We start from the raw sequence: 23,630 nt of genomic DNA, 5'->3' as shown, positions 1-23,630 counted from the left end.
TCCCTCAGAGGATGGGGGAGGGGGTGTAGCGCGCCGCGTCCGGGTAGTCGGCGGTCAGTTTGCCCACCTGGGCGATCACCTCGGCCACCTGCGCGTCCGCCGCGCCGATGAAGGCCGATTTCTCGGCCAGTGCCGCGTCCAGGGCGGCCCGGTCCAACGGCAGGCGGCCGTCCGCCGCGAGGCGGTCCAGCAGATCGGGTTCCCGGCCCTGTTCCCGCATGGCCAGCGCGACCGCCACCGCGTGTTCCTTGATCACCTCATGGGCCGCTTCCCGTCCGACACCGGCGCGTACAGCGGCCATCAGGATACGGGTGGTGGCCAGGAACGGCAGGTAGCGGTCCAGTTCCCGGGCGATCACCGCCGGGTAGGCGCCGAATTCGGTGAGTACGGTCAAAAAGGTCTCGATCATGCCGTCGAGCGCGAAGAACGCATCCGGTAGCGCGACCCGGCGCACCACCGAGCAGAACACATCGCCCTCGTTCCACTGCGCGCCCGCGAGTTCGGCGGCCATCGACCCGTATCCGCGCAGCACCACCTGCAACCCGTTCACCCGCTCGCAGGAGCGGGTGTTCATCTTGTGCGGCATGGCCGAGCTGCCCACCTGGCCGGGCTGGAATCCCTCGGTGACCAGCTCGTGCCCGGCCATCAACCGGATGGTGTGGGCAAGCGAGGATTGCGCGGCGCCGATCTGCACCAGCGCGGAGAGCACATCGTGGTCGAGTGAACGCGGATAGACCTGTCCGACGCTGGTGAACACACTGGTGAAGCCGAGGTGGCGGGCCACCTGCTGTTCCAGTACGGCCAGTTTCCCGGCGTCGCCGCCCAGCAGATCCAGCATGTCCTGCGCCGTGCCCATCGGGCCTTTGATCCCGCGCAGCGGGTAGCGGGCGATGAGTTCCCGCAGCCGGGTCAGGCCGATGAGTAGTTCGTCGGCGGCCGAGGCGAAACGTTTACCGAGCGTGGTCGCCTGTGCGGCCACATTGTGCGACCGTCCGGCCATCACCGACATCTGATATTCGGCGGCCCGTTCGGCCAGCCGGGCCGCCACCGCCACGCCGTGCGCGTGGATATGTTCCAGGGACAGCCGGATCTGCAGCTGTTCCACGTTCTCGGTGAGATCGCGGCTGGTCATGCCCTTGTGCACGTGTTCGTGCCCGGCCAGTGCGTTGAACTCCTCGATCCGGGCCTTCACATCGTGGCGGGTGACCCGTTCGCGTTCGGAGATGGATGCCAGATCGACCTGCTCGACCACGCGCTCGTAGTCCTCGACCACTCCGGCCGGCACCTCGACGCCGAGGTCGGCCTGGGCGCGCAGCACCTCCAGCCACAGCCGCCGTTCGAGCACGATCTTGTGCTCGGGAGACCACAGATGCACCAGCTGCGGGCTGGCGTAGCGGGTGGCGAGAACGTTGGGGATCAGGTCGGAGGTCACGTCCGGTCAGTCTAGTGACCGGTACCGGTCCCCCGGCTGGTGCGTCGCCGGTGCGACGATATCGATAACCTCCAGCAGGGCTCCGCGGGCCAGACGCCGGGGTTGCGGATCGGATTCGCTCAGAGCGGCGACCACCGCGCCGTCGACCACCGCGACCAGCCTGCGAAGTTGTTCGGGCCGCACGATCCGGTCGGATCGGCGCAGCACATCGGCGAGCAGCTCGTCGAGCTGCCCGCGTAGTCGCAGCTGGACTTCCCGTAGCTCCGGGTGCCGGGCCGACGCGACGGTGCGCTCGTAGCGAGCGATCAGCCGCCCCCGCGCGCCCTCGTCCACGCCCTCGGTACCGATCAGCAGATCCAGGACGAGGTCGACCGTGGCCTCCGCGCCGCGCCGGCGGTGGGTCACCTCGCCGATCCGCCCTCGCATGGCCTCGAGCTCGGCGTTACCACTGAACTCCACCGCCCGCGCGATCAGATCCTCGAGTGATTCGAAGTAGTACGTCGTGGAGGCCAGGGGCAGTTCCGCACGGGTAGCGACCGAGCGGTGCCGCACAGCGTCGAAACCACCTTCGAGCAGTAATTCGGCAGCGGCGGCCACCAGCGCCTGGCGACGCCGTTCACCTTTCGGAGTCGTCGCGGTTATCACCGTGCCATCGTGCCAGTCGTCATCAGTACATCCGTGCGAAATGAGGGAAAGGGGAAATCAGCCATCGATGTTTCTACCGCATCCGTGCCGCGATGTTGTCGTACTGTGCAAAGTTGTTGCCGTTCACCGTGTTTGTATCAAGCCCGTCGGCGCAGGTGATCGCGCAGGCGGACGAGTGCGGCCTCGATCTCCGCGGTCGCGCCGGCGAAGGAGATGCGAAGGGTCCGGTGGCCGTTCACCGTGTCGAAATCCAGGCCCGGGGCCAGCGCCACCCCGGTATGCGCCAGCACATCCGCACACCAGGCCATCGAATCATCGGTGAGGTGTCCGATATCGGCGTAGGCGTAGAACGCGCCGTCGGCGGGCGCGAGATCGGTGATCCCGAGCGACGACAGCCCCTCCAGCAGGATGGCTCGGTTGATCGCGTACCGGTGCACGTGGGCGTCCAGTTCGGTCCTGGCCTCCGCGCCGAAGGCGTGCACCGCGGCGTACTGCGAGATCGCCGGGGGGCATACGGTCATATTCGAGGCCAGCCGTTGCAGCGCCGGACGCAGATACGGCGGTGCCAGCATCCAGCCCAGCCGCCAGCCGGTCATCGAGAAGTATTTGGACACCGACCCGATCACCACCGCCGCGCGTGAGGTTTCCCAGGCGGACGCGGTGCGCTCGCCGCCGTAGGTGATGCCGTGGTAGATCTCGTCGGAGATCAGCAGGGTTGCGTGCGACTCGCACCAGCGGGCCACCGCGGCGAGTTCCGCCGGGTCGATCATGGTGCCGGTGGGATTGGCCGGGCTGGCCACGATGAGCCCGCGTGGCGGCTCCGGCAGGCTCTCGAGCATGGCGACGGTGGGCTGGAATCGTGTTTCGGCGCGACAGTCCAGTTCGATCACCCGGCAGCCCAGCGCCCGCAGCGTATTGCGGTAGGCCGGATAGCCCGGCCGCGCGACCACAACGGTATCGCCGGGATCGAAGGCCGCCAGGAAGATCAGCGTGAACGCGCCGGACGATCCGGTGGTGATCACGACATCGTCGGGATCCACCGGATATCCGTACATCCGATGATGGTGTTCGGCGATCGTGCGCCGCAGCGGGAGGATTCCGAACGTCTCGGTGTAGCCGAATAATTCGGCGTCGATGGCGGTTCTGGTGGCCCGCAGCACCGGCGCCGGGGCCGGGGTCGAAGGCTGTCCGGCCGCGAGGCTCAGCACATCGCCGTGCGTTCGGGCGCGTTCGGCGGCGGCTTTCCAGACATCCATCACGTAGAAAGGTGGAATGGTCGAGCGCCGGGATTCAGTGGACACCCGACCGACGGTAGAACACCGCTTCGGGCGGTTCGACAGCTATGGTCTGCTCTGATGCTCGACAAGGCCAGCCGGCCGGCCGCCGGCCCGCCACGATCCGACCCCGAGACCACCGCCGGACGTGGTCCAGGGTTGTTCCGCCGTCTCCGGAGCCGGGCGGAAAACCCGGCCCCAGCGGCAAGAGAAGGGGCCGGCGCCGCCCCGGATCCACGAGCACCGGACGGGGCCGCAGGCGGCCATACCGAGTTGTCCGGAATGCCCGGAACCCCGGTGTCTCCGACGAGCACGGAGACCTGTCCGGCCACCCGGTCGGCGGACACCCGGCGAGCCGTCCTGACTCGCGCGGCGGCAACCGGCGGGGGGCTGGTGATCGCGCCGGGCTGGCGGGAACGCGCAGCCCGGGCTTCGGCATCCCGCCGACCGGACGGCGACCGGATACCGGCGCTGTACCGCCGGTCCCGGTGCTACGTCACCGAACTCCGGCGGCGGCGCCCGACTCGGGCCGACCTCGTCGAATTCCTCGACCGGCGCCCGTCCGCGGCGGAACTGTCCGCCACCGCCGAGCGCCACCGCTACCTGCTCGGCGGGCTGGTACTCACTCTGTTCCTGGCAGCCGGCGACGCCACCGCCTCGCTCGTGGTCACCGAGCAGCCTCCCGCTCCCGGCGTGGCATACCGGGTCGCGGTGGCCTACCCGCTGCAACTCTCGGTGCCGGTGCCCTCGGTACGCCGCTACCTCGACGCCATCGACAACGGCGAACGCCTGCGGGAACGGGCCGTGGTCGCCGCCGCCGCCCGCGCCACCCTGGAACGGGCCAAGGCGGAGGCCGCGGCGGCGGTGGCCGGACAGGAACAGCCCTGGATCACCACCGCTCCCGGCGCGCCGGAAGCCGGAGTCGTCCCACCCGGTGCCATCCTGCCCGGCGCCAGCGGGTACGTACTACCCGCACCCGGAACCTTCACCTCCGGCTTCGGCAGCCGGTGGGGCAGCTTTCACCGCGGTATCGATATCGCCGGGCCGATCGGCACCCCCATCTACGCCGTCGCCGACGGCACCGTGATCGATGCCGGTCCCGCCGCCGGTTTCGGCCTGTGGGTACGCATCCGGCACGACGACGGCACCATCTCCGTCTACGGGCATATGTACGACTTCTTCGTCTCGGTCGGCGAACGCGTACCCGCCGGTATGCAGATCGCCCGAATGGGCAACCGCGGCGATTCCACCGGCCCGCATCTGCATTTCGAGATCATCATGGACGGCCGGCACGTCGACCCGCAGCGCTGGCTGGCCCTACACGGCCTCTCCTACGGCTGATCCGAGATCGGGGGCCACCCTGCCGCTCCGTAGCGCCGGTGCCGACACGCCGGACGATCAGATACCGATACGCCCCTCGACCGCACCCAGCCCGATATCCGAGCGATAGTGGCTGCCGGGCAATTTGATACCGGCCAGCCGGTCGTAGGCCGCCTCCCGGGCCGCCACCAGATCCGTGCCCGTGCCGACGATATTGAGCACCCGGCCGCCCGCCGACACCAGTGCCCCGTCCGCCCGCAATGTGGTCCCGGCATGCAGCACGATCGCCGCATCGTCGGTCGCCGCGTCCCCCGCACCGGTGATCACATCACCGGTGCGGGGACGCTGCGGATAGTTCTCGGCCGCCAGCACCACGGTCACCGCCGCGCCGCCACGCCAGCGCGGGGCGGGCGCTTGGGCCAGGGTCCCGGTCGCCGTCGCGTACAGCAATTCCCCCAGCGGGCTGTCCAGCAGCGCCAGCACCGCCTGCGTCTCCGGATCACCGAACCGGCAGTTGAACTCCACCACCGCGGGCCCGTCGGTACCGATCGCCAGCCCGGCGTACAGCAGACCGCTGAAGGGGTTACCGCGCCGGACCAACTCCGCCGCCACCGGAGCCACCACCTCGTCCACGATCCGGGCCACCATATCCTCGGGCAGCCACGGCAGCGGGGTGTAGGCGCCCATACCGCCGGTATTGGGGCCGGTATCACCGTCACCCACCCGCTTGTGATCCTGAGCGGGCAGCAGCGGAACCACCGTCTCCCCGTCGACCAGGCAGAACAGCGAAACCTCCGGCCCGTCCAGGAAGGACTCCAGCAATACCGGATGGCCTTGTTCGAGCAGTTCCGCGGCGTGGCCACGGGCCGCCGACCGGTCCGGCGTGACCACCACACCCTTACCCGCCGCGAGGCCGTCGTCCTTCACCACCCAGGTCGGGCCGAAACGGTCCAGCGCGGCATCGAGCTCGGCGGGAGTATCCACCACCTCGCTGTGCGCGGTACGTACCCCGGCCGCGGCCATGACGTCTTTGGCGAAAGCCTTCGAACCCTCGATCCGGGCCGCGGCGGCCGAGGGACCGAAACAGGGGATACCGGCCGCGCGCACGGCATCGGCCACACCCAGCACCAGCGGCACCTCGGGACCGATCACCACCAGATCGGCGGCCACCTCCCGGGCCAGCGCGACCACCGATTCGGCGGAACTCGCCTCGACCGGCCGCACCTGCGCGTGCTGCGCGATACCGGCGTTCCCCGGTGCCGCGACGACGGCACTCACCGCGGGATCGCGGCGCAGCGCAAGGACGAGGGCGTGTTCACGGGCTCCGGAACCGATGACGAGTACTCGCACCCGCACAGCTTATAGGTGCCCACTGGGCGCCCGGCGGACCAGGTTCGCCGCCGCCCGGCCGGGACCAGCGGATTCGCCCGGACCACGGCCGCATACCGCCGCGCTGTGGATGATGGTGTGAAACACCTGTAACGGGTGGACAACTCGGGAGGACGAACGTCATGGGTCTGATGGACGGAATCATGGGCAATGCCGGACAGGTCGATCCGGCGGCGGCCCAGCAGGAATACCAGCGGCTGCTGGGTAACGGAGAACAGATCTACTCGGCCTACATCCTGGTTCGCGATGCCATGCTGTTCACCAACCGCCGGTTGATCATGGTCGACAAACAGGGATTGTCCGGGCGGAAGGTCAGCTACCACAGCATCCCCTACCGTTCGATCACTCATTTCGCGGTGGAAACCGCCGGCACCTTCGACCTCGACGCCGAACTGGTGCTGTGGATCTCCGGAAGCGACACCCCCCTGCAGAAGAAATTCAATCGCCAGGTCGATATCTACGAGGTACAGGGAATCCTCTCTCATTTCGTGGGAGTCTGAACCGGATCCACCGGCGCGCGGGGCCGACTCGCGTCGCCACGGCCGGGGCCGAATGAACACCACCCCGCCGGAGACGGGCTATAAACACACCATGGCTTCTGTCTTCAGTGCGATCATTGCCGGTGACCTACCCGGGCGGTTCGTCTGGGAGGACGACGAATTCGTCGGTTTCCTCACCATCGCGCCGGTCACCCCGGGCCACACCCTGGTGGTACCCCGCAAAGAGATCGACCAGTGGCAGGATGTGGAGCCCGAGGTCTTCGCCCGCCTCAACGGCGTGGCCCAGAAGATCGGGCAGGCCGTGCGCGCGGCATGGGACGCGCCCCGCGCCGGGCTGCTCATCGCCGGGCTCGAGGTACCCCACCTGCACGTCCATGTTTTCCCGGCCTTCACCATGGGCGATTTCGATATCTCCGGCGCGGATCCGAACCCGGCGCCGGAGATGCTCGACGATGCCCGGTCCCGGATCAAGCAGGCCCTGCGCGATCTCGGCTACGGGGCGAACGTCCCCGACTGATCCCGCTCACGCGGTCCCGGCCGGGCGTTCCCGCGGTAACCGCACCGTGAAGACGGTGCCCCGGCCGGGTTCACTGTCCACCTCGACGGTACCGCCGTGCGCGATGACCAGCGCCTGCACGATCGACAGCCCGAGCCCGGCACCGCCGCTGCCCCGGCTACGGGAAACATCGGCGCGATAGAACCGTTCGAACACCCGCTCGGCCTGCTCCGGCGACATCCCCGGGCCGGTATCGGCCACCTCCAGCCGCACCTCGTCCCGGTCCGGGGTGAGCCGCACGGTCACCATCGCATCCGGCGGCGTATGCACCAGCGCGTTGTTCAGCAGATTCGCCAGCACCTGCCGCAGCCGGGCGGCGTCCCCCGGAATCTCCGTGGTGCCGCTACCGGGCCGCACCTCGAAACGAATCGTACGGTCCGGCTCGGTACGCCCCTGCGCGGCGGCCACCGCGCGCGCACTGTGCACGGCGTCGCTCGTCGACGCCAGCAGATCGACCGGCGCGTACTCCACCGGCCGCTCGGCGTCGAGCCGGGCCAGTATGAGCAGATCCTCCACCAGCAGACCCATCCGCTTCGACTCCCGCTCGATGCGGTCCAGCAGCATATCGGTATCACCGGTAGCGCCCTGCCGGTACAACTCGGCGAAACCCTGGATCGTGGTCAGCGGGGTACGCAGTTCGTGACTGGCGTCGGCGACGAACCGGCGCATCTTCTCCTCCGAACGCCGCGCGGCCTCCTCCGAGGCCGCGGTCGCGGCGAAGCCACGCTGAATCTGCGCGAGCATGGCGTTCAACGACCGCGCCAGCCGGTCGACCTCGGTGTTCGTTCCCCGCATCGGTACCCGGCGATGCAGATCCCCGGCCGCGATATCGGCCGCCGTCTCCTCGACCTGCGTCAACCGGCGCAGGCTGCGCCGGATCACGAAGTACGCGGCCACCGCCAGCGCCGCCAGGACCAGTGCCCCGATCCCGAACTGCAGAACCACCAGCCGTTCGACGATCGCCTCGGTCTCGTCCAATCGCAGCGCGACCACGCTGGTCCCGGCGGGATTCTCGGTGTACCGCACCCGCCACTGCCCGGACCCGCCGGCGGACGAGCCGGTGGTGAATGTCCCCGGGCGCGGATTCTCGGGCAGTGCGGGCCCCCCGGACCCCGGGGTATCGGCCTGCAGGAACAACCGGCCGGACGTGTCCTGCACCCGCACGTAGAACAGCACCGGCGGACGCTCCCGGCCGGGCTCCCCCGGCCACGGCAGCAACCGCGGCGCGCCGGGCCGGGCCCAGGTCCGCGCCGCCTCGTCGAGCTGCTGATCCACCCGGTCGATCAACGCCGTACGCAACGCGGAGGTCACCGCCACCCCCGACGCCAGCAGCCCCACCGCGGCGAGCGCTACCAAAGCCAGCACCAAGGTCACCCGCAGCGGAACCGCCGCGATCCACCCGGTCGGCCCCTTCCGCGACCGACCCGGCCCGGAAACGGCGACGGACGCGCGCTCGGGGGTCACGACCGGCCGGCAGGCGACTCGCGCATGACATAGCCGACACCACGCAAGGTATGGATCAGGGGCCGGGGCCCCGTATCGACCTTCTTCCGCAGATAGGACACATAGGTCTCCACCACCCCGACCTCCCCGCCGAAATCGTAGCGCCACACATGGTCCAGAATCCGCGGCTTACTGAGCACCGTCCCCGCGTTCACCATGAAATAACGCAGCAACGTGAACTCCGTCGGCGACAACGACACCGGCTCCCCCGCCTTGAACACCTCATGGGTGTCGTCGTCGAGCTCGATATCGGCGAACCGGATCCGCGACCGCTCCCGCGCCGGGGCGGCGGCCCCGGAGCGGCGCAGAATCACCCGCAACCGAGCCACCACCTCCTCCAAACTGAAGGGTTTGGTGACGTAATCGTCGGCGCCGAGAGTCAAACCGGTGACCTTGTCCTGCACATCGTCGCGCGCGGTCAGGAACAGCACCGGCGCGTCGATACCGTCGGCACGCAACCGGCGCAGCAACCCGAAACCGTCCATCCCGGGCATCATGACGTCGACGATCAACGCATCCGGCCGGAACCCGCGCGCGATATCCAACGCCTGCGCCCCGTCGGCGGCCGAGGCCACTTCGAACCCCTGGAACCGCAGACTCACGGTCAGCAACTCGACGATCATCGCCTCGTCGTCGACCACCAGCACCCGGGCCTCCGGTGCTGCATCCGGCACACCGCTCATACCCCCATCTTCACCCCCGCCGCTGGCACCCCGCTGCGCACTCGCTGTGAACACGCTGTGTTCGATGGCGGCGCCTCCGGCGCCGCGGGCGCCGCGGGCGCCGCCGAGAGACTCAGTACTCCTCGTCCCCGTTCCCGTCCGCCATCAGTGCCTTACCCGCTACCTGTCCTTGGGCGAGCGCGTCGAGGAAGGCCCGGGCCCACCGGTCCACGTCGTGGGCCAGGACCTGCCGGCGCAGGGCCCGCATCCGGCGGCGGCGGATTTCGCGGTCGTCGGTGAGTGCCGAGACGATGGCGTCCTTCACGCTGTCCAGGTCGTGCGGGTTGCACAGATAGGACTGGCGTAGTTCGGCGGCCGCGCCGGTGAACTCGCTGAGCACCAAGGTGCCGTTGAGGCCGCTGTGGCAGGCGACGTACTCCTTGGCGACGAGGTTCATACCGTCGCGCAGCGGTGTGACCAGCATGACGTCGGCGGCGACGAAGAACGAGATGAGTTCCTCGCGTGCGATCGGACGGTGCAGATAGTGCACCACGGGATATCCGACCCGGGCGAATTCGCCGTTGATCCGGCCCACCTGCCGTTCGATATCACCGCGCATCTGGATATAGCTCTCCACCCGCTCCCGGCTGGGGGTGGCCAGCTGCACCATCACGGTGTCCGCTGGGTCGATTCGGCCTTCCTCCAGCAGCTCTTCGAGCGCGTTGAGCCTGATATCTATGCCCTTGGTGTAGTCGAGCCGGTCGACGCCGAGCAGGATGTTCTTCGGGCTGCCCAGTTCCGCGCGGATGCGGGCGGCGCGCTCGCGCACGGAACGCCGCCGGGAATGTTCGTCGAGCCCGGCCGAATCGATGGAAATCGGGAAGGCACCCACCCGGACCGTCCGGAAGCCGACCTGCACCACGCCCATTTTCGACCGCACGCCCACGGTGCCCCGCGAAGTGGGTTGACCGGCGAGGCGGCGGGCCAGGTAGAGGAAGTTCTGGGCGCCGCCGGGGAGGTGGAAACCGATCAGGTCGGCACCGAGCAGCCCCTCCACGATCTCGGTGCGCCACGGCATCTGCATGAACAGTTCCACCGGTGGGAAGGGGATGTGCAGGAAGAAACCGATGGTCAGGTCGGGTCGCAGCATGCGCAGCATCTTCGGCACCAGCTGCAGCTGGTAATCCTGCACCCACACGGTGGCGCCCTCGGCCGCGACCTTGGCGGTTTCCTCGGCGAAACGCCGGTTCACCTGGACATACGCCGACCACCATGTCCGGTTGTACACGGGCCGCACGATCACATCGTGGTACAGCGGCCACAGGGTGGCGTTGGAGAACCCCTCGTAGTAGTCGGCGACCTCCTGGGACGACAGTGGTACGGGATGCAGTTCCAGCCCGTCTTCGACGATCGGGTCCACCTCGACGTCGGGAACGCCTGCCCAGCCCACCCATGCGCCCCGGTTGCTGCGCAGTACGGGCTCGAGGGCCGTCACCAGCCCACCCGGGCTGCGTTTCCACCGGGTGCTGCCGTCGGGCAGCTTCTCCAGGTCGACGGGCAGGCGGTTGGCCACCACCACGAAGCCGGAACCGGCGCCGCGTTCTCGCAGGGGCTCGGGGTCCACCGCTTCGGGCTCGGCCTCCGGGGGATCGATCGGGCCCGCTACCCGGCCCGGGTCGCTCTGTTTCCCGGGCCGGTTCTCGGACACGGCGGTTTCATCCTCAGGGGTGGAATCGCTGGACGGCTGATCGGTCATCTGGTCCACTCACGCATCCTTTGCGCGGCGCTGTACGCCATGTAGTTGTGTGGATCCGCCGACGTCGCCGTTGGCGTCGGCAGCCGCAGGACCGGTCAGCGCCCGGAGGCGGTAGCTTGCGTGACCGCGCCGGGGCGCCTGGTCATGCGGATACGAGCCCAGCTTATTCGGTGCGGGCGCCGGGGCCGATGCCCAGCATCGACAGGAGCATCCGGCATTCGTCGGCGTCGGCGGCGTAGGCGGCCACGACCCGCTGCGCCTGACGAGCGGTCTCGTCGGCGAGGGGTTCCAGTTCGTCGTCGGCGATACCGTTGGCGCTGCTCTTCGCGGCCATTTCGATCCTCCCTGTGGGTGCGCTGCTATCTGAGCTGCTATGTGAAATGTCAATGGTATCTGTCCCGGGATATCGACGCTCCCGCCGCAGTAACACGTCGGCGTCGGCCGGGGCTATACCGTGGGCAGCAAAACGATCAGGAAGGGGCCATCAGAATGCCGTTGGCCACGGTGAACGGAATATCGCTCAACTATCAGGTCAAAGGAGACCGTTCCAAGGGCACCGACGTCAAAGGCGGCGGGCCGCTGGTGGTGATGATCATGGGTACCGGCAGCCCCGGCCGGGTGTGGGAGCTGCATCAGGTCCCGGCGCTGCTCGCGGCGGGATACCGGGTGTGCACGTTCGACAACCGCGGTATCGCCCCCAGCTACGAGGCGGCCGAGGGGATGACCATCGCGGAGCTGGTCGCCGATACCGCCGGGCTGATCGAATTCCTGGACGAGGGGCCGGCGCTGGTGGTGGGCACCTCCATGGGGGCTCGGGTGGCCCAGGAACTCGCGCTGGCCCGGCCGGAACTGGTGCGCAAAGCCGTGTTCCTGGCCGGCCACGGCCGAATGGACGAGTTCCAGAAAACTCTCTCGCTGGGCGAGCACGAGCTGGACGAGAGCGGGGTGAAGCTACCGCCGAAGTACGAGGCCGCGCTGACCGCGGTGATGAATCTCTCCCCGGCCACCATGGCCGATCGGCACAGCGCCCGCGACTGGCTGGATCTGTTCGAGTTCACCGGGGGGCCGGTGACGCCGGGTATCCGCGCCCAGCGCCGGATGGACCACGAATTCGACCGGTTGCAGGCATATCGCGGGATCCGGGTGCCGTGCCTGGCCGTGGGCTTCGCGGACGACCGGATGATCCCGGCGTATCTGTCCAGGGAGGTCGCCGAAGCCATCCCCGGCGCGCGTTATCAGGAAGTTCCCGATGCCGGTCACTACGGCTATCTGGAGCGGCCCGAGACGGTGAACAAGATCTTGCTGGAATTCTTCGCCGCCTGAGGGGAGGGCCCACTGGTAACACAGTCCTTGCTAGGGTCGACACATCGTTGGGTTCGCGATGCGGCAGCCGGGAGTCAGACCGGTCGAGGCGTCCGGGCCCACGTCGAATCCGTATCCATCCGCGAGAGCACCCCAGTGAGGTGAAATGAGCACCAACCCGTTCGACGACGAGGACGGCCGCTTCTTCGTTCTGGTCAACGACGAGGAGCAGCACTCCCTGTGGCCGGCCTTCGCCGAGGTACCGGCCGGCTGGCGGGTGGTTTTCGGTGAGGAGAGCCGCGCCGCCTGTGTCGAGTACGTCGAGCAGAACTGGACCGATATGCGGCCCAAGAGCCTGCGCGACGCCATGGCCGCCGACGAGGCCGCCCGGCAGCAGTAGTCGAGCCCGGTGAGCAGGACTGCCGCTGCGCGACATCGGATTCCGGTGTCGCGCAGTGGGCAGGTCCGGTTATGATGGCTCCGCTTCACGCCTCCTTAGCTCAGTGGTAGAGCACTCGCCTTGTAAGCGAAAGGTCGTCAGTTCAATCCTGACAGGGGGCTCCGGAAAACCGCCGGTCGGCCCGCGTTTCCGCGGGCCGACCGGCGGTTTTCGTATCCGGATGTCAGCGCCGTGGGGCCATGACGCAGCACCTCTGCGGGCTTCGCCGAGCGATGACGCGCCACCGGACGGGTGGCCGGGGATGCTCAGATGGGGGTGACCGAGGCGACCAGCCACTGGTCGTCGGATTTGTCCAGGGTCACCCGGACGCGGCTGCCCGTGGTGGTGCCCTGCGGGCTCTCCTTGCTGGTGGTCACCTGGTTCAGGAACAGCAGCACCACGGCGTGCGCCCGGTCGGCGGAGACCACACCACCGGCCTGAGTGGTGGCCTTGACGGTCAGTTCCTTCTCCTTGGCCCCCGGCACGATCGCCTTGTCGATGAGCTCGAGGTAATCGGCCTTGAAATCGGGGGCCAGGCTGTCGGCCGCCTTGGGCAGTTCTCGTTCCACCGTCTGGTGTTCGTAACTGAACATGGCCGATACCGTGCGGGTGGCGGCGGCGACGGCGTCGGTGCGGGACTGTTCCGACTGCCGGTAGTCCCAGTACCGATAGCCCCCTATACCGGCCACTACCGCGGCGGCGATCACCACCAGCGCGGTGAGACCGAGCAGAATCCTGGTACGCACGCTCATACTGTGTCCTCTCGGCACGACCGGCCGGCCGTCATGCCACGAATTCGACGTCCGAGGCGGTCAACGTTCCGTCGTCCGCGCGCGATACGGTCACCCGGAAACGGTAGAAACGCTGCTGCTGTTCCTCCGATCCCGCGTTGGTGAGTGTCTGCTTGGCGGCGACCAGCACGACCGCGGAGTCCTCGTCGTCGCGTTCCACCGCGGCCTCGACCACCTCGCCGGTGGAGACGACCTTCGCCTGTTTGACGATTTCGGTGAACGGGTCGACGCGACCGTCGAACTCGGTTTTGAACTCGCCGGAGGCCAGGGTGAGGATGCGGTCGATATCCTCTTTGGCGGTATCGGCGCGAATGGTGGTGAGGTTCAGGATCGTCTGGCGCGCAGTGGCCACGTATTCGGACCGCCGTTCATCGCGCTGTTGAGTGGACTGCACGGCGAATACCGAGACCACGGCGGCACCGACCAACCCGATCACCAGCACCGCCGCGGCGGTGAGGGCGAGGATCCGTTTCCACGATCCGCCGGTGGCCGCCGCGGGCTCTGCCGCGGCTTCACCTTCCGCGGACTCATCGGTGGCCACGGCGGGTGCGCCGGAACCGGCCTGCTCGGATTCCTCCTTGTTCAGCCGTACGGTACCGGTCTTCTCGAGGCGGACGGTATCCGGCGCCGCGGCTTCGGTGCTCTCGGACGCGGCGCCGGCGGATTTCTCGCCGGCGCTCGCAGCGCCCGTATCGCCGCCGCCGGTTTCCCCTGCCGCGGCGACGGCTTCGCTGCCAGCTCCCGCTGCTGTTCCAGCGCCGGTCGCACTCCCGGGAGCGTCCGGGCCGGGTACCGCGGGCGTAGGCGGGGTCCCGGTGCCGGTCGCGCCGAGCGCCGGCTCGTTCGTCGCGCTCTCCGCCGGTGGCCCCGCGGTCCGGCTGGCTCGCCTGCGGTTGCGGCGCGGGTCCTTGGTATCGCTCATCGTTGCTGCTCCTCGAACATTGCCTGCCAATCCGCGGCGACGGTGCCCGAGCCGCCGGGGGCGATATCGCCCTGACGGTAGCTGCGCCCGTCGGTGCTGGTGTAGACCCCGGTGGCCGGATCGTAGGAGAGGGCGGCGGCGGGGGTGCTTGCGCCCGAGAAACTAGCAGGTACCGGGGGTACTCCCGCAACCCCCGGGCCCGGATCGGGCGCGGCGGCGGGGGCCACGCCGGGGGCCGGCGGTTCGGCCGGGGCCACCGGTTGCGGCGGTCCGAACGGGGGGTTCGTGCCCAGCGGAACGTAACCGGTGCGGCACAGTTCGGGCGTCGGGGCGCGCCGGCCGGGGAATTCCATACACGGCGTGTTGCGGATACCGCGCACCGCGGTCTTGTCGTCCTGCGGAACCTTGCAGTACAGCCCCTCGGGCGTGTCGATGGTGTCGAGTTCGCTGGGATCGCGGCGCTGATCGGGCGGCAGGAAACCGGTGGTGCACGGTGGTGGATCGTTGAGCACGGTCATGAAGTCGACCAGCGCGCCGTACTCCATGGGCCCGCGCACCGCCGTGAGCAATGCCGCGACCAGCGGTGGATAGACCACCAGGATCTGTTCCAGGCCGGCGTGGTAGGTCACTCCGACCTGCCCCACGCTCACCAGATTGTTCAGCAGCAAGGGCAGGGTGGGCCGCAGTTCGTCGAACTGCCTGGTCACCCGGTCCAGCGCGGAAGGACCGTTGGCGAGAATATTGCGCAGAGCCGGATCGTGGGCGCGCAACTGGTCGGTGACCGTGGCCAGATCGCGGGTCCACGAACGGATTGCGGCGTCGGAGTTCACCTGGGTGTCCAGTAGCGGGCCGATCTGTTCGATCAGCTGTTTCGTGGGGCCGACATTCTCGTTGGCCTCCTGCACCAGCAGCGCCGCGGAGTCGATGAACCGCTGCAGATCGGGCCCGGCACCGTTGAAGGCCCGGAACGCCTCGTCGATGACCTGCCGCAGGCGGGTATCGGCCACGCTTGCCAGCAGCCGGTCGGCCTGGTCGAGCAGAGCTCCGACGTCCTGCGGTAATTCGGTGCGGTCCACCGGGATCACGCTGCCGTCGTAGAGGTTCGCGTCGCCGGGGTTCTCCGGCGGCACCAGATCGACGTATTGTTCGCCGATCGCCGAGACGCTGCGGATCAGCGCGGTCGAATCGGCGGGGATCTTGTAATCGCTGTCCACCGACAATCGCGCTTCGACGCCTTCGCTGGTCAGCCGTACCTCGCGGACCACGCCGACATTCGTGCCGCGGTAGGCCACATTGGCGTTCTGGTAGATCCCACCGGTGGCGGCCAGTTCCAGCGTCACCTCGTAGCGGCCGATACCGAGCAGGGCGGGCACGCCGACGTAGGTGCCGCCCATGACCGTGAGCCCGACAACGGTGAGGATCGCGAAGATCGTCAGCTGGATCCGGACGAATCGGGTGAGTGTCACGGGCCCTCGCCCCCTTGCGGCTGCCCGGGCAGCGGCACCGTCAGCCCGGGAATGGCGGGCAGGCCGGGGATCGGCGGCAGCCCGGGAATTGTCGGTTGCGGTTGATCGCTGGGCGTGCCGGGCGGCGGCGCGAGCGGTGTGGCCAGCGGGTTGCCCTGTTCCCCGGCGGGTCCGGCCACTTGTCCCAGCGCGACCTCCACCCCGCCGAACATGCCGCCGAGACCGGTGCCGGTGAGGAAGTTCGAATCCAACCGCTTACCGGTGATGTCCACGGTCATGAACAAGTTCAGGTAATCGCCCTTGATGGCCCTGTCCAGATTTGTCAGCGGGAAGGGGAAGGAGGCGAGGATTTTCAGTGATTCGGTGAGATCGGTACCGGTATCGGCCAGCGTCTGCAGCACCGGGGCCAGGGCGGCCAGATTCGCCTTCAGATCGTCGCCACTGGCCGCGATCAGCCGGTTCACCACATCACTGAGCTCGCCCAGCCGGGTGATGGTGGTGGTGATGTTCTGCCGGCGGTCGGCCAGCACGGTCAGCGCGGGATGGATCTCCTCGACAGCGGCGGCCACCACATCGGTCTGCTCGACGAACTCACCGCTGAGGCGGTCCAATCCGCTCATGGCGGCGATGATGTCGTCGCGCTGGGTGTTCAGGTTGGTGATCAGTTCGTTCATCCGCGGGATCAGTTCCCGGATCTCGGTCTCGTTGCCGACCAGCGCCGCGTTGAGCTCACGGGTGATGTTCTCCAGCTGCGAGATACCACCACCGTTGAGCACCACCGACAGCGAGGACAGCACCTGCTCGGTGGTCGGGAAGACCCCGGCCCGATCCAGCGGGATCACCGCACCCGCGGTGAGCCGCCCCTCGGGCGGAACATCGGTCGGCGGTGCCAGTTCCACGTGGTTGCTACCGAGCAGACTGGTCTGGCCGATCTTGGCGGTCGCATTGGCCGGCAACACCACATCACGGTTCAGCGATACCGTCACCAGCGCGTGCCAGTCCTCGACCTCGATATCGGTCACCGCGCCGACCGCCACATCGTCCACCCGGACCGGCGAATTCCGGGTCAGAGTCGTGACATTCGGCATCTGGATACGTACCTCGTAGGAGCCTTCGCCGGTTCCTTCGGTGCCGGGCATGGGCAGCGAGTTGAGACCGTCGTACTGGCATCCCGTGGCGGACAGGGCCAGCACCACTCCGACCGTCAGGATCGCGGCCCGTCGCCGGGCACCCAGCATCAGCCGCCGCATCATCGTCCTCCTCCGGGCAAACCGGGAATCCGGGGCAGCTGCACACCCGGGATGGCCAGTCCGGCCACTCCGGCCGGAACGGTGACCGGCGCGGGTTCGGGCGCGGCCGGCGGCCCCACCTTCTGCGGATCGACTCGCCCGGCCAGATCCGGTGTCGTGTACTGCAGCTGATCCGGGAACGCGGTGACGCCCGTGGCGGGGTTGGTCATGATGGGCAGGTAGTTCATCGCCAGCGAGCTGAGCACCGGGGCCAGATACTCGACGCACAGATCTGCGCTGGTTTCGGACTCGTTCTGTTCCAGCGCCCGCACCGAACCGCACAGGAAGCTCGCCGGGTCGGCGAAGTTGTTCAGCGAGATCGCGCCGGTCAGCGTGCCCTGGGCGGGTTTGTAGAGCTGATAGAAGTTCACCAGGGCGGTCGGGCCGGAATGCAGGGCCTGCTCCAATTCCGGACGTTTGTCCACCAGGATCTGGGTGACCTCGGCCAGCCGCTGCACGCCCTCGGTGAGTTCGGTGCCGCTGCCCTCCAGGAATCGGTGCACATCGGTCAGCGCGAGATCCAGATTGTCCAGGCCCGCGCCGAGATCCTGCGATACTCCGGCCAGTACCGACGACACCGAGGCCAGCCGGCCGCCGAATTCCACGATCTGGTCGTTGCTCTTGGAGAGCACGTCCACGAATTTCTGCAGATTGCGAATGGTGCCGAACAGATCGGTGCGGCCGTCGGAGAGCGTGGTCAGGGTGGCCGAGAGTTCCCGCAGGGTGGTGCGGAAAGCTTCTCCGTTACCGTCCAGATTGGCCGCCGCGGTATCGACGAACCGGCCGAAGGAACCCTGGGGGTCGTCGCCGACGGGGCCGAGTGCCGTGGAGAGCTTGTTCAGTTCGTTTTTGATGTCGTCCCATTCCACCGGTACAGCGGTGCGCTCGATCGGTATCTGCGCGCCGTCGACCAGCTTGTCGCCACCGGTATAGGCGGGGGCGATCTGGATGAAACGCGCGGACACCAGCGAGGGCGCGATGATCACCGCCCGCGCGTCGGCGGGCAGATCGACACCGCTGTCGACCGTCATCGACACCTTCACCTGGTCTTTTCCGGGTTCGATGTGATCGATACGGCCGATCGGCACCCCCAGCACCCGTACATCGTCGCCTTCGTAGAGCCCGCTGGTGGAAGTGAAGTACGCCGTGATCTCGTGCTTGGTGAGCTTCTCGAACGCCGTGTAGCCGCCCACCGCGACCAGCGCGACCACCACCACGCCGGCAACGATCGCCACCCACTTCCGGGGAACGGCCCGGACCTTGTCCGTCAGAGTGCTCATCGGCTCCTCCTCGAAGCAGGTTCATACGATCCGCGGAGGCCGCAGCGAAGGCGGAGGTATCGCATCATCGGGGGGGCTCCTGGGCGGACGGGCCGAGCCTGGGGCCGGGTTCGAGCAGATAGGCGCGCAGCGATTCCGGTAGATGCTGCGGCCATACCAGCGCGTCCACCAGCGGATGCAGGGTTTCACTACTGGCGTTGACGACGTAGGCGTTGAAGTACGGACCGCTGCCGACCTGTTCGCCGAGCGCCGCGGCGAACGGGCCCAGACCATCGAGCGCCGCGGTGATGTTGTCGCGGTTGTTCTGCAGCAGTTCGAGCACCGAATTGAGTTTGTCCAGCGCCGGTTGCAGTTGTGCCTCGTTGTCGTGCACCAGCCCGGACAGTTGCTGGGCCAGCGAGTTCACGTAGACGATCATCTGGCTGATCGCGGTACGCCGCCGGTCCAGCTCGCCGAGCAGCTGATTACCGTCCACCAGTAGCGCGTTGATGGCATCGGCCCGGTCGGCCAGGATCTTGGTGACGTTCTGGGCCCGGGTGAGCAGATCCGAAAGCGCCTGATCGCGGGCATTGATGGTCCGTGAGAGCGCGGTCACCCCGTCCAGCGCCGAGCGCAGCGGCGCGGGGGTTTCGGCGAAGGCGGCCGACAGCTCGTCCAGGGTCCGGTTCACCTGCTGCAGATCCAGATCCCGGACCGTTCCGGCCAGATCGCCGAGCGCCTCGTTCAGCGAGTACGGCGATGTGGTGCGCGCGAGGGGGATCGTATCGGTGACCTTCAGCGCGCCGGTGCCGTCCGGATTCACCGCCAGAGCTTTCCGGCCGAGCACCGTATTGGTCTTGATGGCGGCGGAGGTCTTGTCGCCCAGCACGATCGATTCGTTCAAGCTGAACCGCACCAGCACCTGGGCGCCGTCCAAGCGCACATCCTCGACCCGGCCCGAGCGGACTCCCGCGACCTCCACATCGTCGCCGGGCACCAGCCCGCCGGCGTCGGCGAAATGCGCGGTGAACATCGCACCGCCGCGGATGAACGGCAGCCGCTCGAACTGCAGGGCCGACAGCGCCACGGCCACGGCCAGCACCAGCCCGACGACACCGATGGTCACCGCGCGCGATTGCTCTTTCATCTACTCGCTCACGCACCTTCCGGTCGTCTGCTCACCGGGTAGTTCGAGCAGCAGCGGTTTCCCGTCCGGACCGTCGACCAGGAAGTTCGTCCGGCACACGTACAGCTGCAGGAACGAGCCGTAGGAACCGATCCGGATCAGTTTCCGGTAGGCCCCGGGTAGTTCGTCCAGCACCCACTGCACGGTGTCCGAACCGTTGTCGAGATTGGTGGCCAGGCGGCCGGTCTGCGCGATCGTCGCCGCCAGATCGGGGCGCGCCTGGACCAGCAGGTCGTTGGTCGCGGCGGTGGCGTCGGCGATCCGGGGCAGGGCGGCGCCGATCGGGTCGCGGTCGGCGGCCAGCCCGCTCACCAGCCGGCGTAATTCATCGATCGTGGTGGCGAACTGGTCGCCGCGGTCGTCGATGGTCTTCAACACCGCGTTCAAATTGTTGATGACGCTGCCGATCAGGGCGTCGCGGTCGGCGAGAGTTCTGGTGAACGATCCGCCGCTGTTGAGCAGTTCGACGAGCGTTCCGCCCTGGCCCTGGAAAATTTGCAGCAGCGCATTGGTCAGATCGTTGACCTGAGCCGGATCCAGACCACGCAGCAGCGGTTTGAAACCGCCCAGCAGCATGTCCAGATCCAGGGCGGGGGAGGTTTTGTCCAGGCCGATGGTGCCGCCTTCACGCAGGGTGGTGGCCGCACCCGGGCCTTCCATCAGTTCCAGGTAGCGGTCGCCGACCAGATTCTCGTAGCGGATGGTGGCCCGGGTACTGGTGAGCAGGCGGTATTTGCTGTCGACATCGAATTCGACGTGGGCGTGGTAATCGTCGTCGACCTCTACCGAGGAGACCGATCCGACGGGCACCCCGGCGATACGCACTTTATCGCCGGGCAGCATCCCCGAGGCGCTGGTGAACACGGCGTGGTAGCCGGTCTCGGTGGAGAACCGAACCTGTGAGAAAACCACCGCCAGACCGGCGAAGACCAAGGTCATCACCACGGTGAAGATGGCGAGTTTGACGGTTGTCGCGGTGTTTTTCACGGCTGGCCCACCCCCGGGAGTCCGGCGAACAGTACCTGGAAAACGCTGGGCGCGTTCACCGCGACCCGCGTCGACGGTATGAAGGGGTGGCCTTCGGAGGTGTCGGTGACGACGTAGTCGGCATGGCTGCCCGGTACCCGGTCGAGCAGGCCGGCGCACCGGGGGCCACCGGTCGCGGCGACCTTCGGCAGGTCGTTGGGGTAGCTGTAGGCCGGGGCGCCGTACATGAAGCTCGCGTTCAGGGCCACCCCGTCCTGGGTGCCGCCGAATACCGCTTCGGCGAGAGGTACCGCCTTGGCGACACCGCCGACGAGGCAGAACAGCGCGTCCCGGTACTCGTGGAGCAGGCCGGTGGTCGGGCGGAGCAGGTCCAGGGCGGTGCCCAGCTGTGCTTCGTTATCGCGCAGCACCGAGCCCGTGGTGTCGGCGAGGCCGGTGATATCGGCCAGCAGCGCATCGATCTCCGAATCCGCCGCGGTGATCGTCCGGCTGGTGGTCGTGGCCCCGTCCAGGGTGCGCAGCAGATCGCCGGACACATCGGCGTAGAGGCCGGTCACCGTGGCGGTGGTGTTCAGGTCTCGCTGGAGGGTGGGCAGCATCGGGTTGATCTCCGCCAGGTAGGTGTTGCTGTGCACCAGCAACTCGCCCAGAGTCTGACCGCGGCCCTGTAGCGCGGTGCCCAGGGCGGTGAGGGTAGCGCTCAATTTTTCCGGATCCACCTCGGCCAAGATATCGCTGAGATGCTGGAACACGGTGTTGAATTCGACGGTTACCTGGTCGGCGGCCAGTAGCGCCCCCGGCTGCAGCGATCGCGTCGCCGGCTCGGGCGGGACGACGAAGTTGATGTACTTCGCGCCGAACACCGTGGTCGAGCGAATATCGACGGTGGCGTTCGCGGGAACCAGCCGCAGCAGCTCGGGGTCCAGTGCCAGCCGCAGGTTCGCGCCCTCGGTGGTGCGTTCGATCCCGGCGACGCGGCCGATCTGCACACCGCGCACCTTCACCTTGGCGTCCGGGTCCAGTACCAGGCCGCTGCGCGGCGCCGCCACGGTCACCGTGACCGTGGGGGTGAATCCCCCGAAGAACATGGTCAGCGAAACGACGACCGCGACCACCGCGGCCAGCACCATGGCGATTCCGGCCAGTTTGAGGCCGGCCTTCTCCCACAGTATGGCCCAGCGGCTGCCCCGCCGGTCGGGGGCCCAGGGATCGATGGCACCGCGGGACGACCCACCCGCGGTTCCGTTCGTCTCCGGCGCCCCGCCTGTCTGTTTACCGTCCGCTCGTATCAGTTCCGTCATGGCGCCTACCCGGAAAGGTTGAAGTTGCCGGAGGTGCCGTAGACGGCCAGCGAGATCAGCAGGGTTACCGTCACCACCGCGACCAGCGAGGTGCGGACCGCGTTGCCCACCGCGACGCCGACCCCGACCGGGCCGCCCGCCGCGTTGTAGCCGTAGTAGGTATGGATCATCATCACCGCCAACGCCATGAATATGGCCTGGGCGAACGACCACAGGATGTCGCTCGGGATAAGGAAGGTCGAGAAGTAGTGGTCGTAGACACCCGCCGACTGTCCGTAGATCACCACGGTCGCGAACCGGCTGGCGACGAACGAGGCGATCACCGCCAGCGCGTACAGCGGCACGATCGCGATCATTCCGGCCAGTACGCGAGTACCGACCAGGTACGGGATGGGACGGATGGCCATGGATTCCAGTGCGTCGATCTCCTCGGCCACCCGCATGGCACCCAGCTGGGCGGTCGAGCCGGCGCCGATGGTGGCGGCCAGCCCGATTCCGGAGATCACCGGTGCCGCGATACGGACATTGATGAAGGCGGCGAAGAAGCCGGTCAGGGCTTCGACGCCGATATTGCCGAGCGAGCTGTAGCCCTGGACGGCGATGGTTCCGCCGGAGAACAGGGTCAGGAAGCCGACGATCACCACGGTGCCGCCGATCACCGCGAGCGCGCCACTGCCCATGCTGATCTCGGCGATGAGGCGGATGGTCTCCGTGCGGTAGTGCGTGATCGCCCGCGGCATGGAGCCGATCGCTCTGCCGTAGAAAACGGCCTGCTTCCCGAGGTTGTCCAGAGAGGTGGAGAACCGGCGCACGCGCCGCGTGACCTTCGGGAAGCGGGACTGGATGATCATCGAGGCGGACATCGTGTCACCGGACCGCGAATTTGATACCGACCGCCGTGACCACGACGTTCACCACGAACAGCGCCATGAAGGCGAAAACCACTGTCTGGTTCACCGCATCACCGACACTTTTGGGACCACCTTTGACATTCAGACCCAGGTAACAGGCGACCAGCCCCGCGATGAGACCGAACAGACCGGCCTTGACTTCGGAGATGATCAGTTCGGGTAGATGGGTCAGCAGCGTGATGCCGTTGACGAACGCTCCCGGGTTCACGTCCTGCAGATAGACGGAGAACAGGAAGCCACCGACGATGCCGATCGTGCAGACCAGGCTGTTCAGCATCAGGGCGACGAACATCGAGGCGAGTACCCGGGGGACGACCAATCGGTGGATCGGGTCGATGCCGAGCACCTTCATGGCGTCGATTTCCTCGCGGATGGTGCGGGCGCCCAGATCCGCGCAGATGGCGGTGGCGCCGGCGCCGGCGACGATGAGCACGGTGACGATCGGCCCGACCTGGGTGACGGCGCCGAAGGCGGCACCGGCGCCGCTGAGGTCGGCGGCGCCGATCTCACGCAGCAGGATGTTCAGCGTGAAGCTCACCAGCACGGTGAACGGAATGGCCACCAGCAGCGTCGGCACGATGGACACCCGCGCCACGAACCACGACTGGTCGATGAACTCGCGCATCTGGAAGGGCCGCCGCAGGCTCGCCCGAGCAACCGATGCGGTGAGTTCGAAGAATCCACCGACGGCCCGTAATGGGACGGCAAGGACCTCGTTCACCCTGGATCCTCCTTGCCTG

23 protein-coding genes and 1 tRNA gene are annotated in these 23,630 nt (G+C 67.9%); 6 read left to right on the top strand and 18 right to left on the bottom strand.

Annotation, left to right across the window (positions count from 1 at the left end; all coding sequences use genetic code 11):
- Positions 1-4: 4 nt before the first annotated feature.
- The 3 genes from purB to ACYR7D_RS08545 all read right to left on the bottom strand — a co-directional run bounded on the left by purB (position 5) and on the right by ACYR7D_RS08545 (position 3,378).
- Positions 5-1,432, bottom strand: coding sequence for an adenylosuccinate lyase (gene purB / locus ACYR7D_RS08555; RefSeq protein ID WP_459549070.1), 1,428 nt, complete (start codon positions 1,430-1,432; stop codon positions 5-7).
- A 6-nt stretch (positions 1,433-1,438) separates the two neighbouring features.
- Positions 1,439-2,077, bottom strand: coding sequence for a TetR/AcrR family transcriptional regulator (locus ACYR7D_RS08550; protein WP_459549069.1), 639 nt, complete (start codon positions 2,075-2,077; stop codon positions 1,439-1,441).
- Positions 2,078-2,214: 137 nt separating this feature from the next.
- Positions 2,215-3,378 carry a pyridoxal phosphate-dependent aminotransferase gene (locus ACYR7D_RS08545; protein WP_459549068.1) on the bottom strand — a complete coding sequence of 388 codons (1,164 nt, stop codon included), beginning with the start codon at positions 3,376-3,378 and terminating at the stop codon, positions 2,215-2,217.
- Positions 3,379-3,648: 270 nt separating this feature from the next.
- Here ACYR7D_RS08545 and ACYR7D_RS08540 point away from each other — a divergent pair, with 270 nt between their 5' ends.
- Positions 3,649-4,692 carry a M23 family metallopeptidase gene (locus tag ACYR7D_RS08540; RefSeq protein WP_459549067.1) on the top strand — a complete coding sequence of 348 codons (1,044 nt, stop codon included), beginning with the start codon at positions 3,649-3,651 and terminating at the stop codon, positions 4,690-4,692.
- A 57-nt stretch (positions 4,693-4,749) separates the two neighbouring features.
- Here the strand turns inward: ACYR7D_RS08540 and purD are convergent, their stop codons facing one another.
- A complete protein-coding gene (gene purD, locus ACYR7D_RS08535) occupies positions 4,750-6,021 on the bottom strand; it encodes a phosphoribosylamine--glycine ligase (protein WP_459549066.1) in 1,272 nt (423 codons plus the stop codon).
- Positions 6,022-6,182: 161 nt separating this feature from the next.
- Here purD and ACYR7D_RS08530 point away from each other — a divergent pair, with 161 nt between their 5' ends.
- The gene (locus tag ACYR7D_RS08530; RefSeq protein WP_459549065.1) at positions 6,183-6,560 is read left to right on the top strand and encodes a PH domain-containing protein; all 378 of its coding nucleotides are present in this window, start codon (positions 6,183-6,185) and stop codon (positions 6,558-6,560) included.
- A 91-nt stretch (positions 6,561-6,651) separates the two neighbouring features.
- Positions 6,652-7,077 (top strand): HIT family protein, encoded by a 426-nt coding sequence (locus tag ACYR7D_RS08525; RefSeq protein WP_459549064.1) that lies wholly within the window; start codon positions 6,652-6,654, stop codon positions 7,075-7,077.
- A gap of 6 nt (positions 7,078-7,083) precedes the next feature.
- Here ACYR7D_RS08525 and ACYR7D_RS08520 read toward each other — a convergent pair whose 3' ends face one another.
- From ACYR7D_RS08520 to ACYR7D_RS08505, 4 genes are all read right to left on the bottom strand, one after another.
- Positions 7,084-8,481, bottom strand: a complete 1,398-nt coding sequence (locus ACYR7D_RS08520; protein ID WP_459549063.1) for a sensor histidine kinase — start codon at positions 8,479-8,481, stop codon at positions 7,084-7,086.
- A gap of 95 nt (positions 8,482-8,576) precedes the next feature.
- On the bottom strand, positions 8,577-9,302 hold the full coding sequence (locus ACYR7D_RS08515; RefSeq protein ID WP_459549062.1) for a response regulator transcription factor: 726 nt from the start codon (positions 9,300-9,302) through the stop codon (positions 8,577-8,579).
- Between the two features lie 112 nt (positions 9,303-9,414).
- Positions 9,415-11,037, bottom strand: coding sequence for an alpha,alpha-trehalose-phosphate synthase (UDP-forming) (locus ACYR7D_RS08510; RefSeq protein ID WP_459550091.1), 1,623 nt, complete (start codon positions 11,035-11,037; stop codon positions 9,415-9,417).
- Between the two features lie 163 nt (positions 11,038-11,200).
- Positions 11,201-11,371: a hypothetical protein gene (locus ACYR7D_RS08505; RefSeq protein WP_168433875.1), complete on the bottom strand. Its 171-nt coding sequence runs from the start codon at positions 11,369-11,371 to the stop codon at positions 11,201-11,203.
- Between the two features lie 155 nt (positions 11,372-11,526).
- Between ACYR7D_RS08505 and ACYR7D_RS08500 the strand changes: the two genes are divergently transcribed.
- The 3 genes from ACYR7D_RS08500 (at position 11,527) to ACYR7D_RS08490 (ending at position 12,900) form a co-directional block, all read left to right on the top strand.
- Positions 11,527-12,360: an alpha/beta fold hydrolase gene (locus ACYR7D_RS08500; protein ID WP_459549061.1), complete on the top strand. Its 834-nt coding sequence runs from the start codon at positions 11,527-11,529 to the stop codon at positions 12,358-12,360.
- A 145-nt stretch (positions 12,361-12,505) separates the two neighbouring features.
- Positions 12,506-12,739 (top strand): MbtH family protein, encoded by a 234-nt coding sequence (locus ACYR7D_RS08495; RefSeq protein ID WP_459549060.1) that lies wholly within the window; start codon positions 12,506-12,508, stop codon positions 12,737-12,739.
- An 89-nt stretch (positions 12,740-12,828) separates the two neighbouring features.
- A tRNA-Thr gene (locus ACYR7D_RS08490) sits at positions 12,829-12,900 on the top strand.
- Positions 12,901-13,044: 144 nt separating this feature from the next.
- Here the strand turns inward: ACYR7D_RS08490 and ACYR7D_RS08485 are convergent.
- The 10 genes from ACYR7D_RS08485 to ACYR7D_RS08440 all read right to left on the bottom strand — a co-directional run bounded on the left by ACYR7D_RS08485 (position 13,045) and on the right by ACYR7D_RS08440 (position 23,611).
- Positions 13,045-13,530, bottom strand: a complete 486-nt coding sequence (locus ACYR7D_RS08485) for a h domain protein (protein ID WP_459549059.1) — start codon at positions 13,528-13,530, stop codon at positions 13,045-13,047.
- A 31-nt stretch (positions 13,531-13,561) separates the two neighbouring features.
- A complete protein-coding gene (locus tag ACYR7D_RS08480) occupies positions 13,562-14,491 on the bottom strand; it encodes a hypothetical protein (protein ID WP_459549058.1) in 930 nt (309 codons plus the stop codon).
- On the bottom strand, positions 14,488-15,957 hold the full coding sequence (locus tag ACYR7D_RS08475; RefSeq protein ID WP_459549057.1) for an MCE family protein: 1,470 nt from the start codon (positions 15,955-15,957) through the stop codon (positions 14,488-14,490). The genes ACYR7D_RS08480 and ACYR7D_RS08475 overlap by 4 nt, the downstream gene beginning before the upstream one ends.
- Positions 15,954-17,210 (bottom strand): MCE family protein, encoded by a 1,257-nt coding sequence (locus ACYR7D_RS08470; protein WP_459549056.1) that lies wholly within the window; start codon positions 17,208-17,210, stop codon positions 15,954-15,956. Before ACYR7D_RS08470 ends, ACYR7D_RS08475 begins: the two co-directional genes overlap by 4 nt.
- A complete protein-coding gene (locus tag ACYR7D_RS08465) occupies positions 17,207-18,526 on the bottom strand; it encodes an MCE family protein (protein WP_459549055.1) in 1,320 nt (439 codons plus the stop codon). Before ACYR7D_RS08465 ends, ACYR7D_RS08470 begins: the two co-directional genes overlap by 4 nt.
- A gap of 64 nt (positions 18,527-18,590) precedes the next feature.
- Positions 18,591-19,652 carry an MCE family protein gene (locus ACYR7D_RS08460; RefSeq protein ID WP_459549054.1) on the bottom strand — a complete coding sequence of 354 codons (1,062 nt, stop codon included), beginning with the start codon at positions 19,650-19,652 and terminating at the stop codon, positions 18,591-18,593.
- Positions 19,653-20,678 carry an MCE family protein gene (locus ACYR7D_RS08455; protein ID WP_459549053.1) on the bottom strand — a complete coding sequence of 342 codons (1,026 nt, stop codon included), beginning with the start codon at positions 20,676-20,678 and terminating at the stop codon, positions 19,653-19,655.
- Positions 20,675-21,979, bottom strand: a complete 1,305-nt coding sequence (locus ACYR7D_RS08450) for an MCE family protein (RefSeq protein WP_459549052.1) — start codon at positions 21,977-21,979, stop codon at positions 20,675-20,677. The genes ACYR7D_RS08455 and ACYR7D_RS08450 overlap by 4 nt, the downstream gene beginning before the upstream one ends.
- A gap of 5 nt (positions 21,980-21,984) precedes the next feature.
- The gene (locus ACYR7D_RS08445) at positions 21,985-22,842 is read right to left on the bottom strand and encodes an MlaE family ABC transporter permease (RefSeq protein ID WP_459549051.1); all 858 of its coding nucleotides are present in this window, start codon (positions 22,840-22,842) and stop codon (positions 21,985-21,987) included.
- A 4-nt stretch (positions 22,843-22,846) separates the two neighbouring features.
- On the bottom strand, positions 22,847-23,611 hold the full coding sequence (locus tag ACYR7D_RS08440) for an MlaE family ABC transporter permease (protein ID WP_459549050.1): 765 nt from the start codon (positions 23,609-23,611) through the stop codon (positions 22,847-22,849).
- Positions 23,612-23,630: the final 19 nt, after the last annotated feature.

It is taken from the genome of Nocardia sp. X0981 (assembly GCF_977089955.1).
The sequence above is the reverse complement of the archived record's forward strand: the minus strand, read 5'-3'. Positions and strand labels throughout refer to the sequence as shown.